Here is a 13,058-nt window from a genome sequence, read left to right as displayed (position 1 = left end):
TGGCCCCTGGCCCCGGACTGGGGTGTGGCTCGTGCGTGCCAGTGGGCTGGCCGCCCCGCCTGGGGGAGGGGGTGCGCGAGGTCCGGCCCTGCGGGGCGGAGTCCCCTACCCGCCCTTCCACCGTTCCCCGGGCGCTGCCCGGACCCGCGCCTCAAACGCCGGCGGGGCTGGGGGGATGCCCCTATCTGTTTGGTCAAGGTAGAGGGTGTTCATTCGGGCGTCTGGAACGATGTGCCTGTGCATGCTGATGATCAGGTTGGCGAGGGTGTCTCTGCGGACCTCGCGGTGCTTCTCCGGAGCGCCGACGACGGCCGTCCGGTGAGGATCGTTTCTTCCGTCTGTGGCGGATGTGGCGGGCGCGTGTTCCTCGTGCTCTTCGACGATGTCGAGGGCGGGGCCGAGCGGATGTGCGTTGACTGCGGCGGCCGCGCGTTCATCGCGGATAGCGAGGAGTTCTGGGAGGACGCGGATCCCGGCGAGGCCGGCTGTCCATGCGGAGGCCGGGAGTTCGAGACGGCAGTCGCGTTCTCGCTCGCCGACGACGGGTTGGTCCGCTGGGTGACGGTAGGGCTGCGGTGCCGGAGGGATGGTGCCGTGGGGGTCTATGCCGACTGGAAGATCGATTACGGGCCCACGGATCACCTCCTGACCATGGCCTAGGTTTGCGGAGCGACCGCCCGAACAGGCTGTGGTTCGTAGAAGGTGCCGTCGCGGAGCATCGCGAAGAGGACGTCGGCTCGGCGTCTGGCGAGGCAGAGCAGGGCCTGGGTGTGGTGCTTGCCCTGGGCGATCTTCTTGTCGTAGTAAGCCCGGGAGGCCGGGTCGCCCAAGGCGGCGAACGCGGAGAGGAAGAACGTCTTAGCCTCGCCCGGGTAGAGGTCGGCGATCCGCCGCATCGTCAGCCCCGGCAGGTAGGCGACCGGGCAGCCCATGTCCCGGGCCACGGCCAACGGCAAGGCGCCGATCGAGACCGGCTGGTCGACCACGACCAGCACCGTTCCATGCTTGGCCTTCAGCTTCGCGAACAGCTCGCGGAGCTTAGGTTCGGTGTTGGGCAGGCGTTTGTCGAAGGCCTTCTTCCCGGCTGGGGTGACGGCGGTGGCGTGGTGTTCGCCTTTGCCGACGTCCAGGCCGAGGAAGACGTCGATGTCGCTGGTGTCGATCACGTGCAGGCCCCTCCATCACGCTTTCGTCCAGCCTTTCCACGGCGCCGAGCTGCCACACCCACGTTACGGAGAGCTCAACCAGCCCTGGGTGAAGCCGGTGCTCAAGCCCCTCATCAGCGGTCCGTCGATGCCTCCGGGCCGGTGACACCACCCCCCGGATCATCAACCGCAACAAGGGGGGGGGAAGTCATGCCGGACCCGAAGGCCGGAGGCCCCATTGCGGAGCCATAAAAACGGTAACGGGGGGGTGCCCCGGGCGCTGCCCGGACCCGGTCCTCAAGTGCTGGACGGGCTGGCGAGGGGTGCCGGGGTGCGCCCGGACTCCTTGGGGCTCGGCCCCAGGCCTCGGTCCTCAAGTGCTGGTCGGGCTGGAGGGGGGTGCCGGGGTGCGCCCGGACCCCTTGGGGCTCGGCCCCAGGCCTCGGTCCTCAAGCGCCGGTCGGGCTGGAGGGGGGTGCCGGGGTGCGCCCGGACCCCTTGGGGCTCGGCCCCAGACCCCGGACGGCCGAAAGGCCCAGGCTGCCGCGAACGCCGGACGGCTGAAAGCCCCCGCCTGCCGCGAGCGTCGGACGGCTGGGAGGGGGTTCCTGGCTGGTGTCCGCCGAATGGGGGGAAAACGGGAGAAGTTGGGCGTGGTGCTGGACATGGGGTCGGGCGTGCGTGGGAGGGTGCGGGCAAGGCCGGGGTGATTGTCGGCTTGTCTGGCAATCGTTTGGTTGTTGGTTGTTGGTTGTTCTGGCGTCGGCGAGTAGGGGTTCTTCATGCGACTGCGCAAAGCCCTTGCCCTTGCAGCCGTCTTCGTGGCCGCCACCGCACCCGCCGTCACCACCGCGTCCGCGGACATCGGCAACGGCGGCGGAGCCCGGCCCGCGCCCGCGCTGCCTTCGCGGGTGGAGGCCACCTGTGGGGACGGGAAGACCGCGCAGTTCCCCATCGGCGCCCGCATCCGCGGTGGACCGGCCGTGTACCGGACCGGCGGCGAGGCGCAGAGCTGGTACCTCGACCTCACCAACACCACGACGACGGAGTGCACCGCCATCCACCCCGTCGTGGTCTTCACCGACCAGGCCCACGCCCTGCGACCGGCCCATTTCCGGATGGAGTTCGACGCCCCCGGCGCAGCCGCCCCCGGCCACGCCCTCCCCGTCAGCCTGGAGCGCACCGACCGGGACGAGATCGTCGCCGTCTTCGACGGCGGTGACGCCTTCTCCGGCTTCACCGTCGGCCCCGGCGGGTCCGTGACCGTCACCGTCCGGCTCGCCTTCGCCTCCGGAACCCCCCGCGGCGAAGCCGTCGCCGACGCCGCGCTGGTCCAGCGCAAGGGCGACGACGGCGACTGGATCGGCGAGGCGGGCGGCTACCGGTTCGAGATCCAGGGCCCGGACGCGGAGACCGGCGAGGCCGGAGCACTGGCCGACACCGGCCGCACCCCGGCGGCCTGGGCGTACGGCGCCGGCGCCGCGGCCGCCGTGGCCGGCGGCGGCGGACTCCTGCTCGGGGCCCGCCGGCTGCGCAAGGGGCCCGGCCCGCAGTCCACGTAGAGGCGGTCCACGTAGAGTCCGAGGGTGGAAGAACCGACCGCCTACGCGCACCACCACCAGCCCGGCTTGCCCGTCCGCTCCGGCATCCCCGAGCACGGCCGCATCCCCAAGTACTACGCCGTCAAGGCCCGCATCGCCGGGCTGCTCGACGAGCTCGGCGAGGGGGGAGTCCTGCCCACCGAGCGCGATCTCGCCGAGCAGTACGAGGTCTCCCGCGAGACCGTCCGCCAGGCCCTGCGCGAGCTGCTGCTGGAGGGCCGGCTGCGCCGCTCGGGCCGCGGTACCGTCGCCGCCGGGCCGAAGCTCGAACAGCCGCTGTCGCTGGCGAGTTACACCGAGGGCGTACGCCGCCAGGGGCGCACCCCGGGCCGCCACCTGATCGGCCTCGAGCGGTTCCCCTGCCCGGCCTCCGTGGCCCCGGGCATCGGCGCGGAGCCCGGGGAGCCGGTCTGGCACCTGGAGCGGGTGCTGCTCGCCGACGAGGAGCGGGTCGGGCTGGAGAGCACGTACGTCCGGGTCGCCCGCGCACCCCGCCTCGACATCGATTTCCAGCCGGACTCCTCCTTCTACGGATACCTCCACGACAGCCTCGGCATCTCCTTCGGCGACGCCGACGAGAAGCTGGAAACGGTCCTCGCCACCCCCCGTGAAGCCCTGCTGATCGGCACTCCGCCCGCGCTGCCGATGCTGCTCATCCACCGTTTCTCCCGGGATCAGGACGGCAGGCCGCTGGAGCGGGTGCGTTCTCTCTACCGTGGTGACCGGTTCAGCTTCACGACCCACCTGCAGCCCGGATAGTCCCGCCCGAAGCCCCTGTAGGAGAAGAAAGAGGACGAATGCGCATCACGGAACGGTAACGGGTCTAGTCCAAGCGTCGGAGGCTGTTCACCGGAGCGTCGCCCGGGGGATCCTCCCGGGTCACGGTCCGCCGTCACCTTGGAGCACGTGAGAGTCATAGTCGTCGGAGGCGGCGTGGTAGGCACCATGCACGCCTGGCAAGCAGTGGAACGCGGCCACGAGGTCGTCCAGATCGAGCGAGAAGCGGAGGCCCGCGGCGCGTCCTTGCGCAATTTCGGCCAGATCTGGGTCAGTGGCCGGGCCGGGGGCGAGGAGCTCGACACCGCCCTGCGGGCCCGCGAGCTCTGGGAGGCGATCGGTGAGCGGGTGCCCGGCCTGGGCTTCCGCGCCGTCGGCTCCCTGACCCCGGTACGCAACTCCCGCGAGTACGCCGTCGCCGAGGCCGCCGTGGCCCGCGCCGACGCCGCCGCCCGCGGCTACAAGCTGGTCACCGCAGAGGAGGCCAGGGCGATCAACCCCGCCCTGCGCGGCGCGTTCGAGGCCGCCCTGTGGTGCGAGCGGGACGCGGCCGTGGAACCGCGCACCGCACAGCTCCACCTGCGCGAAGCCCTCAAGGCGTCCGGCCGCTACACCTTCCTCCCCGGGCGGGAAGTGCGCGAGGTCGTCGGGAACGGAGCCGTCCGCGACGACCACGGCGACGTCCACCAGGGCGACGCCGTGATCCTGGCCACCGGAGCCTGGCTCTCCGGCCTGGTCCGCGAGCTGGTCCCCGACCTGCCCGTGCGCCGCGTCCGGCTGCAGATGATGCAGACCGCCCCGTTCGACGAGCCCCTGACGACCTCGGTCGCCGACGCGGACAGCTTCCGCTACTACCCCGCCTACAAGAGCGAAGCCCTCGACGAGCTCAACGCCGAGCAGGCTCAGGCGCCGATCGCCGCCGCGCACAAGATGCAGCTCCTGATGGTGCAGCGGCTGGACGGCGGACTGACCATCGGCGACACGCACGAGTACGAGCACCCCTTCGCGTTCGACACCCTCGAAGACCCCTACGCGCACCTCACCGAGGTCGTCGAGTCCTTCCTGGGCCGCCCGCTGCCGCAGATCCGGCGCCGCTGGGCGGGCGTGTACGCGCAGTGCACCGACACCACCCGCGTCGTCCACCGCCAGCAGGTGGCCGACGGCGTCTGGCTGGTGACCGGGCCCGGCGGCCGGGGCATGACCTGCTCGCCCGCCATAGCCGAAACCACCGCGAACGAACTGGGCTGGTAAGTACCGTGACCGACACCAACACCCCCCGCACCCCCCACACCCACCGCCTGATCGTCCTCGACATGGCCGGCACCACCGTCGCCGACGGCGGCCTCGTCGAGCGCGCCTTCGAGCGGGCCGCCGAGCGGCTCGGCGTCGAGCCGGGCAGCGCCGATCACGCCACGAAGCTCCAGTACGTCCGCGACACCATGGGAGAGTCGAAGATCTCCGTCTTCCGCCACCTCTTCGGCGCCGAGGACCTCGCCCAGCGCGCCAACTCCGCCTTCGAGCAGGCCTACGGGGAACTCGTGGACGGCGGCCTCATCGCCCCGATCCCCGGCGCCCGCGAGGCCGTCGAAAAGCTCCGCGCCGACGGCCGCACCGTGGTCCTGACCACCGGCTTCGCCCGCGTCACCCAGGACGCCATCCTCGACGCCCTCGGCTGGCAGGGCCTGGCCGACCTCACCCTGTGCCCCGCCGACGCGGGCGGCCGCGGCCGGCCCTACCCGGACATGGTGCTGGCCGCCTTCCTGCGCACCGGCGCCGTGGCCGACGTACGCGACACCGTGGTCGCCGGCGACACGGCGTACGACATGCTCAGCGGCGTCCGCGCCGGCGCCGGGATCGTGGCGGGCGTCCTCACCGGCGCCCACGACCGTGCGGCCCTGACCGAGCACGGCGCCACCCACGTCCTGGCCTCCGTCGCCGAGCTGCCCGCACTCTTGGACGGGGAGCCCGGCGCGTGAGCGGCATCCGCTTCGACTCCGTCTCGGTCGCCTACGGCGGCAACACCGTCCTGGACTCCCTCGACCTGACCGTCGAGCCCGGCGAGGTCATGGCGCTGCTCGGCCCCTCCGGCTCCGGCAAGACCACGGCCCTGCGCGCGGTCGCCGGCTTCGTCCGGCCCGCCGCGGGCCGGATCCTGATCGGCGGCCGGGACGTCACCGCGCTCCCGCCGCACAAGCGCGGCATCGGCATGGTCGTCCAGCAGTACGCGCTCTTCCCGCACATGCGCGTCGCGGACAACGTCGCCTTCGGCCTGCGCGCGCAGAAGGCGCCCAAGGCGGAGATCCCCGGCCGCGTCGCCGAGGCCCTGGAGATGACCGGGATGGCGGCCTACGCCAAGCGCTACCCCCGCGAGCTCTCCGGCGGACAGCAGCAGCGCGTGGCCATCGCCCGCGCCCTCGCCATCCGCCCCGGGGTCCTCCTCCTGGACGAGCCGCTGTCCGCGCTCGACGCGCAGCTGCGCTCCGGGATGCTCGCCGAACTGGCCCGGCTGCACCGCGAACTCCCCGACGTGTCCATCCTCTACGTCACCCACGACCAGGTCGAAGCGCTGACCCTGGCCGACCGGATCGCCGTCATGGACCAGGCCCGCCTGCAGGACTGCGGCACCCCGCAGGAGCTGTACCGGGCCCCGCGCACCGAGTTCACCGCCTCCTTCGTCGGCAACGCCAACCTGCTGCCCGTCACCGTCGCCGACGGGGGCGCGCTCTTCGCCGGGCACCCCCTCACCCTCGACCCCGGCCGCGCGGCCGTCGGCGCCGGCGCCACCCTGTGCGTACGCCCGCACCTGCTAGGCCTCGGCGCCGGCCCCAACGCGCTGAGCGGGACCATCACCGAGGTGCAGTGGCGCGGTTCGACCCACCGGCTCTACGTGGACATCGAGGGCCACCGGGTCAAGGCGGACCTGCCCGAACTGCGCGAAACCCCGGCGCTGGGTGACCAGGTCACCCTGCACTTCGAGCCCCGCGACGCCGTTCTGCTGGCCGCAGGGGTGTCCGATGACTGAGGCGGCGCCGCGCACGGCGGCCGTCCCGGCGCAGAGCTCCGCCGAGCCCATCGCAGGCGGCGCCTCACAGGCCGGGCCGCGCGAAGGCGGAACCGGCCCCGGCTCTACGGCCGACGCAGCGCCCGGGGCGGACCGCCCGTCCGGAGCCTCCGGCCCGGCGGAGCGCGCCCGCCCCGGCACCACCACCCCGGAGGGGCTCGCACGAGGCCCCCGTAGCGTGCCCGGCTGGCTGTGGACCGTGCCTCCCGTCGCCGTGCTCGCCCTGGTCTTCCTCTACCCCCTCGCACTGGTCGTCCAGCAGTCCCTGTCCCCCGAGAACGGGGGCGGCGCCTTCGACGCCTACGCCTCGGTCTTCGCCTCGCACTCCTTCCGCGAAGCCCTCGGCACCACGGTCTGGCTGGCCGTCGGCGCCACCGCAGGCTGCCTGGTCCTCGGCTTCGCGCTCGCGCTGGTCATCGCCTTCGTCCCGTTCCCCGGGGCCCGCGCCGTCGCCAAGTTCATCGACGTCTTCCTCTCCTTCCCCTCCTTCCTCATCACCCTCGCCCTCCTCTTCGTCTACGGCACGGTCGGCATGGCCAACGGCCTGTGGACCGACACCTTCGGCGCCCGGGAGGGGCCCTTCCACTTCCTGACCACCCCGTGGGGCGTCCTCCTCGCGGAGATCACCTACTTCACGCCCTTCGTGATGCGCCCGCTGCTCGCCGCCTTCTCCCAACTGGACACCGCCCAGCTGGAGGTGGCCTCCTCGCTCGGCGCGAAGCCCGGCCGCATCATCCGCCGGGTGATCCTCCCCGAGTCCCTCCCGGCCCTCGCCGCCGGCGGCAGCCTCGTCCTGGTGATGTGCCTCAACGAGTTCGGGATCGTCCTGTTCACCGGAGCCAAGGACGTCACCACGCTCCCGATGCTCATCTACGGCAAGGCGATCCTCGAATCCGACTACGCGGCCGCCTGCGTGGTCGCCGTCGTCAACATCGTGATCTCCGTCGGCCTGTTCGTCCTCTACCGGGTGGTGAGCAAGCGTGCTGGTGCATAGCAAGAGCGGCCGCTGGGCCGCCTGGAGCCTCTTCGGCATCCTCTTCCTGCCCCTCTTCGCCCTGCCGCTGCTCGTCGTGGTGGCCGCGTCCTTCTCGACGCACTGGTCCGGGGCCTTCCCCTCCGTCCCCACCACCGAGAACTACGCCGCGGCCGTCCGGGGCGAATCCCTCCGGGCGCTGACCACCTCGCTGCTCACCGCCCTGGCCGCCAGCCTGATCGCGCTCACCGTCGGCACCTGGGCCGCGCTCGCCGCCGCCGGGCTCCGCAAACGCGGCAAGAGCTCCCTGGACGCGCTGTTCATGCTGCCCGTCGCCGTGCCGTCCGTGGTCGTCGGCCTCGCCGTGCTCGTCGCCTTCAGCAAGCCGCCGCTGCTCCTCAACGGCACCAGCTCGATCGTGATCCTGGCGCACACGATTCTTGTCACGGCGTTCGCCCACCAGTCGGTTTCGGCTGCCATCGTGCGTCTCGACCCCGCGTACGAGCAGGCGGCGGCCTCCCTGGGTGCACGCCCCGCGTACGTGCTGTGGCGGGTCAAGCTCCCCCTCCTGCTGCCGTCGCTCACCGCGGCCGCCGGGCTCTGCTTCGCCCTGTCCATGGGCGAGCTGAGCGCCACGATGATGCTCTACCCGCCGGACTGGATGCCCCTCCCGGTCCGGATCTTCACCGCCACCGACCGCGGTTCGCTCTTCAGCGGCTCCGCCGTCGCCGTGGTCCTCATGGCCACCACCCTGCTGGTCCTGCTGGCCGTCTCCCGCGTCCGCACCAGGGCCACGTACCGCTAGACCCCACAGCTGAACCCCCCTGCCACACCCTGCTGATTCCCCTGCTGACTCCCTTTCCCCGTAAGGAAGTTCCATGCCCGGCAACAGATACCTCCGCATCACCGCCGCCGTCACCGGCAGCCTCGCCCTCGCCGCCGGTCTTACCGCCTGCGGTGGCTCCTCCTCCGCCACCGACTCCAAGGACGGCGGCGAGAAGGTCGTCACCGTCTACAGCGCCGACGGCCTCAAGAGCGACAAGGGCGACGGCTGGTACGACAAGGTCTTCGCCGACTTCACGAAGAAGACCGGCATCGAGGTCAAATACGTCGAGGGCGGCTCGGGGGAGATGGTGCAGCGCGCCGTCCGCGAGAAGACCAACACGCAGGCCGACGTCCTGATCACGCTGCCCCCGTTCATCCAGCAGGCCGACGGCAAGGGCCTCCTCCAGGCCTACACCCCGCAGGGCGCCGACAAGGTCAACGGAGCGAACAAGTCCTCCGACGGCAAGTGGACCTCGGTCGTCAACAACTACTTCGGCTTCATCTACAACAAGAAGGAGCTGACGGCCGCCCCCAAGACCTGGGAAGAGCTGCTGGACGCCAAGTACAAGGGCAAGCTCCAGTACTCCACCCCGGGCGTCGCGGGCGACGGCACCGCCGTGCTCATCAAGGCGATGCACGACTTCGGCGGCAAGGAGCAGGGATGCGAGTACCTGAAGAAGCTCCAGGCCAACAACGTCGGCCCGTCCTCCTCCACCAGCAAGCTCGCGCCGAAGACCGACAAGGGCGAGCTGCTCGTCGCCAACGGTGACGTCCAGATGAACTTCGCGCAGTCCAAGTCCATGCCGAACCTCGGCATCTGGTTCCCCGCCAAGGACGGCGGCAAGCCCACCACCTTCTCCCTCCCGTACGCGGCCGGCCTCGTCGACAAGGCCCCGCACACCGAGAACGGCAAGAAGCTCCTCGACCACCTGCTCAGCGAGGACGCCCAGAAGCTGGTCAGCGGCGTCGGCGGCGGCTTCCCGTCCCGTACGGACGTCAAGCCCACCGATGCCAACGCCGTCGAACTCACCAAGCTCATGACCGGAGTCGAGATCTTCGAGCCGGACTGGGCCGACATCGACAAGAACCTCACCGGGTACGTCGACGCGTGGAAGTCGGCCACCGGAAGCTGACTGGTCGCCTCCCGGTCACCCGCGACCGGGATAGTGACGTCTGGATAACGGGTCTGGACCAAGTCTCGTGCTCGGTCCGGACCCGCCGTACGCTCGCTCGCGTTGCCGCACGACCGTACGCCCGCACGACGGCATGCCCGAACGACCGCATGTCCCGTACGACCGCATGCCCCGTACGTCCCCTGCGCCTTCCCCACGATTACTCCCGGAGGAGTACGTGCCCACTGTCCTGTCCGGACGGACCCTCGCCGTGGCGGCCACTGCCACCGCCCTGCTCGCCACCGGTCTCGGCGCCCACGCCGCGACCGCCGACGAAGCCGCTGCCGCCACGAACAAGGTGCTCGTCATCGGCATCGACGGTGCGGTCCTGGACCGCATCAAGGTCGCCAACGCCCCTCATCTCAACGGCCTGATGGCCCAGGGCCTGACCGCCAAGAGCACCCTGTACGCGAACCCGATGGCCGCCACCTCCTCGGGCCCCGGCTGGTCCACGATCGCCACCGGCGTCTGGCCCGACAAGCACGGGGTGAAGGACAACTCCTTCACCGGCAAGAACTACACGGCCTACCCGGACTTCCTGACCCGCATCGAGAACGCCAACCCGGCGCTCAACACGTACGCGGCCGCCGACTGGGAGCCCATCACCTCCACCGACCAGAACGGCCCGATCTTCTCGGCCAAGGTCGACAAGCGCCTCTCCCTCAAGGGCGACCGCGACGGCTACCGCAACGAGGACCCGAAGATCGCCGCCGCGGCCGCCGCCGAGCTGCAGGGTCAGAACCCGGACGCCGCCTTCGTCTACCTCGGTGAGATCGACGCGGCGGGCCACTCCTACGGCGCCGCCAGCCAGCAGTACCTGGACACCATCGCCCGCGTCGACGTCCTCGTCGGCCAGCTCCTCACCGCCGTCCAGAACCGCCCGACCTACGCCCAGGAGAACTGGAAGGTCCTGGTCACCACCGACCACGGCCACACCAACTCCGGCGGCCACGGCGGCTCCACCATCCAGGAGCGCGGCACCTTCGTCCTCGCCAAGGGCGCCGGAATCCCGGCCGGTTCGGTACGCGACGACGTCAAGCTCGTCGACGTCGCGGCGACCGCGCTCGCCCAGGTCGGGGTCACGCCCGGCTCCGCGATCGACGGCATCCCGGTGGGCGCCCCCGACGACGGCGACGCCTTCGACACCCTGCGCCCCAACCTCCAGGCGCGCGTGGACGAGACGGGCATCCCGGCCGGCACCAAGGGATTCACGCACACCCCGCCGGCCGGCTGGTCGGTCGACAACTCCAAGATGGGCACGGGCGGTGTCACCGAGTGGGCCGGATGGGCCTTCGCGACCGACGAGTTCTGGAGCCAGTCCCAGCGCGACCAGTGGCGCGAGCTGAACGTCCGCTCCCGTGACGTGTTCGCCGTCGCCGACTCCGACGAATGGGACGACAAGAGCCACACCGGCTCCTACGACTCCACGCTCATCACCCCCAAGTGGGCGGTCACGGGCGGCACCACGAAGAACCTGACCTTCCAGACCCACTACCACCACGAGGCCGGCCAGACCGCCCAGGTCCTGGTCTCCTACAACGGCGGCACCCCGTCGGTCGTCAAGAGCTACACCGCCGACGCCGTCGCCCGGTCCGAGTCCCTCGCGCTCCAGGTCCCGGCAGGCGCCACCGACGTCCAGGTCCGCTTCCGCTACGCCGGCAGCAACAACTGGTACTGGACCGTGGACAACGTCAAGCTCGGCTGACGGAACTTTTCGGCGGGTACGGGACCTTCGGCGGGGCCCTCTCGGAACCCCTCTCGGAACCCGCCGCGGGGCCCATCGCGGGGCCCGTCGACGGGCCTTCGCGGCCGCCCGTTCCGTCGTACGGTCCGGGCCGTGGACGCCCCACGCGTCCGCGGTCCGGCCCGGATAAGGTGGTAGAGACCAGAGGTCACAGACGTCACAGACGTCAGACGCCACCGAGAGCGGAGAACAGTCCAGTGGCAGAGCGCAAGCCGATCGAATCCTGGCTCACCGACATGGACGGGGTCCTCGTCCACGAGGGGATCCCGATCCCCGGCGCCGACGCCTTCATCAACCGGCTGCGCGAGTCCGGCAAGCCGTTCCTCGTGCTGACGAACAACTCCATCTACACCCCGCGCGACCTCCAGGCCCGCCTGAGCCGGATGGGCCTGTCGGTCCCGGTGGAGAACATCTGGACCTCGGCCCTGGCCACCGCGAAGTTCCTGGACGACCAGCGTCCGGGCGGCACCGCGTACGTGATCGGCGAGGCCGGCCTGACGACCGCCCTGCACGACATCGGCTACATCCTGACCGACCACGAGCCGGACTACGTGGTCCTGGGCGAGACCCGGACGTACAGCTTCGAGGCCATGACGAAGGCGGTCCGCCTGATCAACGCGGGCGCGCGCTTCATCTGCACCAACCCGGACGAGACCGGCCCCTCCGCCGAGGGCCCGCTGCCCGCCACGGGCGCGGTCGCCGCGCTGATCACCAAGGCGACCGGCAAGAAGCCGTACTTCGCCGGCAAGCCCAACCCGCTGATGATGCGCACCGGCCTGAACGCCATCGGCGCGCACTCCCACAGCAGCGCGATGATCGGCGACCGGATGGACACCGACATCCTGGCCGGGCTGGAGGCGGGCATGCAGACCTTCCTCGTGCTGACCGGTCTGACGTCGGTCGAGGACACCGAGAAGTTCCCGTACCGGCCGACCCACACGTTCGACTCCATCGCTGATCTGGTCGATCTGGTTTAGGTCGTACGGCTGACACGTACGGGCCAAGAGGGCGCCGCTCCGGATGCGGAGCGGCGCGCCGCGCGTGAATCTCCTTGTTGAGGAGGTTCACCATGCGCAGTGATTTGATCGCTTTCCGTGTCACCGGGGTGGCCGTCGCCCTGACGGCCCTGTCCGCCGTGACCGCTCCCTTCGCCTTCGCGGAGGAGGACTGGAACCGGGACCGCGGCAGCGTCTCGGCCGACCCCAATCCGGCGGAGCCGGGGGCGCAGGTCAAACTGCGCGTCCGCGGCTGTGAAGAAGACTGGGCCGTCGCCTCGTCCGTCGCCTTCGTCTCCGAGGTCCGGCTCTCCACCGGCCGCGACGACCGCCGCACGCTGTGGGGCGACGCGATGATCCGTTCCTGGGCCGAGCCCGGCCGCCACGACATCAAGATCAAGTGTGGCGGACGCGGCGGCGAACGCGAATGGGGCACGATCGAGATCGAGCGCCGCCGGGAGCACCGCCCCAACCCCCACCACACGCCCATCTGGCCGGTCCACGCGGGCGGCGGAGGCATGTCCGAGGAGATCGCCGCGAAGTCGAAGGCGGCGTCCGCGGCGGATGCCGTCAAGGCTGCCGGGCAGGCCGGGGCCGCCGACTCCGCGCAGCTCGCCACGGCGGCGAAGAAGAGCCACACGGGCGACGGCCCGGGCCTGCCGCACACGGTGATCGGCGCCGTGCTCGCCGCCGCCGCCACCCTCGCGGTCGCCGGCCGTGCGCTGACCCTGCGCCGCCGCCGCAGCGGCGAGTGACCGGGTGATC

The 13,058-nt window shown here is 71.3% G+C and carries 12 protein-coding genes and 1 pseudogene; 12 read left to right on the top strand and 1 reads right to left on the bottom strand.

All coding sequences use genetic code 11. The features are described from left to right. Window positions 1–237 precede the first annotated feature (237 nt). The gene (locus ACFVX6_RS08830; RefSeq protein ID WP_389689447.1) at window positions 238–660 is read left to right on the top strand and encodes a hypothetical protein; all 423 of its coding nucleotides are present in this window, start codon (window positions 238–240) and stop codon (window positions 658–660) included. 194 nt (window positions 661–854) lie between these two features. Here ACFVX6_RS08830 and ACFVX6_RS08825 read toward each other — a convergent pair. Next, a pseudogene (locus ACFVX6_RS08825) lies at window positions 855–1,163 on the bottom strand (IS110 family transposase); the annotation flags it as partial. Window positions 1,164–1,927: 764 nt separating this feature from the next. Here ACFVX6_RS08825 and ACFVX6_RS08820 point away from each other — a divergent pair. From ACFVX6_RS08820 to ACFVX6_RS08770, 11 genes are all read left to right on the top strand, one after another. After that, entirely contained in the window at window positions 1,928–2,707 is a 780-nt protein-coding gene (locus tag ACFVX6_RS08820) for a hypothetical protein (RefSeq protein ID WP_389689382.1), read from the top strand. Between the two features lie 24 nt (window positions 2,708–2,731). Next, window positions 2,732–3,505 carry a GntR family transcriptional regulator gene (locus ACFVX6_RS08815; protein WP_389689380.1) on the top strand — a complete coding sequence of 258 codons (774 nt, stop codon included), beginning with the start codon at window positions 2,732–2,734 and terminating at the stop codon, window positions 3,503–3,505. Window positions 3,506–3,652: 147 nt separating this feature from the next. Beyond that, a complete protein-coding gene (locus tag ACFVX6_RS08810) occupies window positions 3,653–4,774 on the top strand; it encodes a TIGR03364 family FAD-dependent oxidoreductase (protein WP_389689378.1) in 1,122 nt (373 codons plus the stop codon). A gap of 5 nt (window positions 4,775–4,779) precedes the next feature. Next, window positions 4,780–5,499 carry a phosphonatase-like hydrolase gene (locus ACFVX6_RS08805; protein WP_389689376.1) on the top strand — a complete coding sequence of 240 codons (720 nt, stop codon included), beginning with the start codon at window positions 4,780–4,782 and terminating at the stop codon, window positions 5,497–5,499. Further along, entirely contained in the window at window positions 5,496–6,545 is a 1,050-nt protein-coding gene (locus ACFVX6_RS08800; protein ID WP_389689374.1) for an ABC transporter ATP-binding protein, read from the top strand. The genes ACFVX6_RS08805 and ACFVX6_RS08800 overlap by 4 nt, the downstream gene beginning before the upstream one ends. Next, a complete protein-coding gene (locus ACFVX6_RS08795; RefSeq protein WP_389689373.1) occupies window positions 6,538–7,578 on the top strand; it encodes a 2-aminoethylphosphonate ABC transporter permease subunit in 1,041 nt (346 codons plus the stop codon). Before ACFVX6_RS08800 ends, ACFVX6_RS08795 begins: the two co-directional genes overlap by 8 nt. After that, window positions 7,565–8,362, top strand: coding sequence for an ABC transporter permease (locus ACFVX6_RS08790; protein ID WP_389689372.1), 798 nt, complete (start codon window positions 7,565–7,567; stop codon window positions 8,360–8,362). Before ACFVX6_RS08795 ends, ACFVX6_RS08790 begins: the two co-directional genes overlap by 14 nt. Window positions 8,363–8,435: 73 nt before the next feature. Continuing rightward, on the top strand, window positions 8,436–9,515 hold the full coding sequence (locus ACFVX6_RS08785) for a 2-aminoethylphosphonate ABC transporter substrate-binding protein (protein ID WP_389689371.1): 1,080 nt from the start codon (window positions 8,436–8,438) through the stop codon (window positions 9,513–9,515). A 166-nt stretch (window positions 9,516–9,681) separates the two neighbouring features. Next, window positions 9,682–11,259: an alkaline phosphatase family protein gene (locus ACFVX6_RS08780; protein WP_389689370.1), complete on the top strand. Its 1,578-nt coding sequence runs from the start codon at window positions 9,682–9,684 to the stop codon at window positions 11,257–11,259. A gap of 236 nt (window positions 11,260–11,495) precedes the next feature. Continuing rightward, window positions 11,496–12,275 carry an HAD-IIA family hydrolase gene (locus ACFVX6_RS08775; RefSeq protein ID WP_385372497.1) on the top strand — a complete coding sequence of 260 codons (780 nt, stop codon included), beginning with the start codon at window positions 11,496–11,498 and terminating at the stop codon, window positions 12,273–12,275. A 92-nt stretch (window positions 12,276–12,367) separates the two neighbouring features. Next, window positions 12,368–13,048: a hypothetical protein gene (locus ACFVX6_RS08770; protein WP_389689368.1), complete on the top strand. Its 681-nt coding sequence runs from the start codon at window positions 12,368–12,370 to the stop codon at window positions 13,046–13,048. Window positions 13,049–13,058: the final 10 nt, after the last annotated feature.

The organism is Streptomyces sp. NPDC058289, assembly GCF_042880975.1.
GTDB classification, from domain to species: domain Bacteria; phylum Actinomycetota; class Actinomycetes; order Streptomycetales; family Streptomycetaceae; genus Streptomyces; species Streptomyces stoeckheimensis.
This window is presented reverse-complemented; position numbering and strand designations above follow the sequence as displayed.

Excerpts from the sequence above, each read along its gene's own strand:
- ACFVX6_RS08820 (WP_389689382.1), top strand. The coding sequence starts at position 1,928 with ATGCGACTGCGCAAAGCCCTTGCCCTTGCAGCCGTCTTCGTGGCCGCC.
- ACFVX6_RS08795 (WP_389689373.1), top strand. The coding sequence starts at position 6,538 with ATGACTGAGGCGGCGCCGCGCACGGCGGCCGTCCCGGCGCAGAGCTCC.
- ACFVX6_RS08785 (WP_389689371.1), top strand. The coding sequence starts at position 8,436 with ATGCCCGGCAACAGATACCTCCGCATCACCGCCGCCGTCACCGGCAGC.
- ACFVX6_RS08780 (WP_389689370.1), top strand. The coding sequence starts at position 9,682 with ATGCCCCGTACGTCCCCTGCGCCTTCCCCACGATTACTCCCGGAGGAG.
- ACFVX6_RS08770 (WP_389689368.1), top strand. The coding sequence starts at position 12,368 with ATGCGCAGTGATTTGATCGCTTTCCGTGTCACCGGGGTGGCCGTCGCC.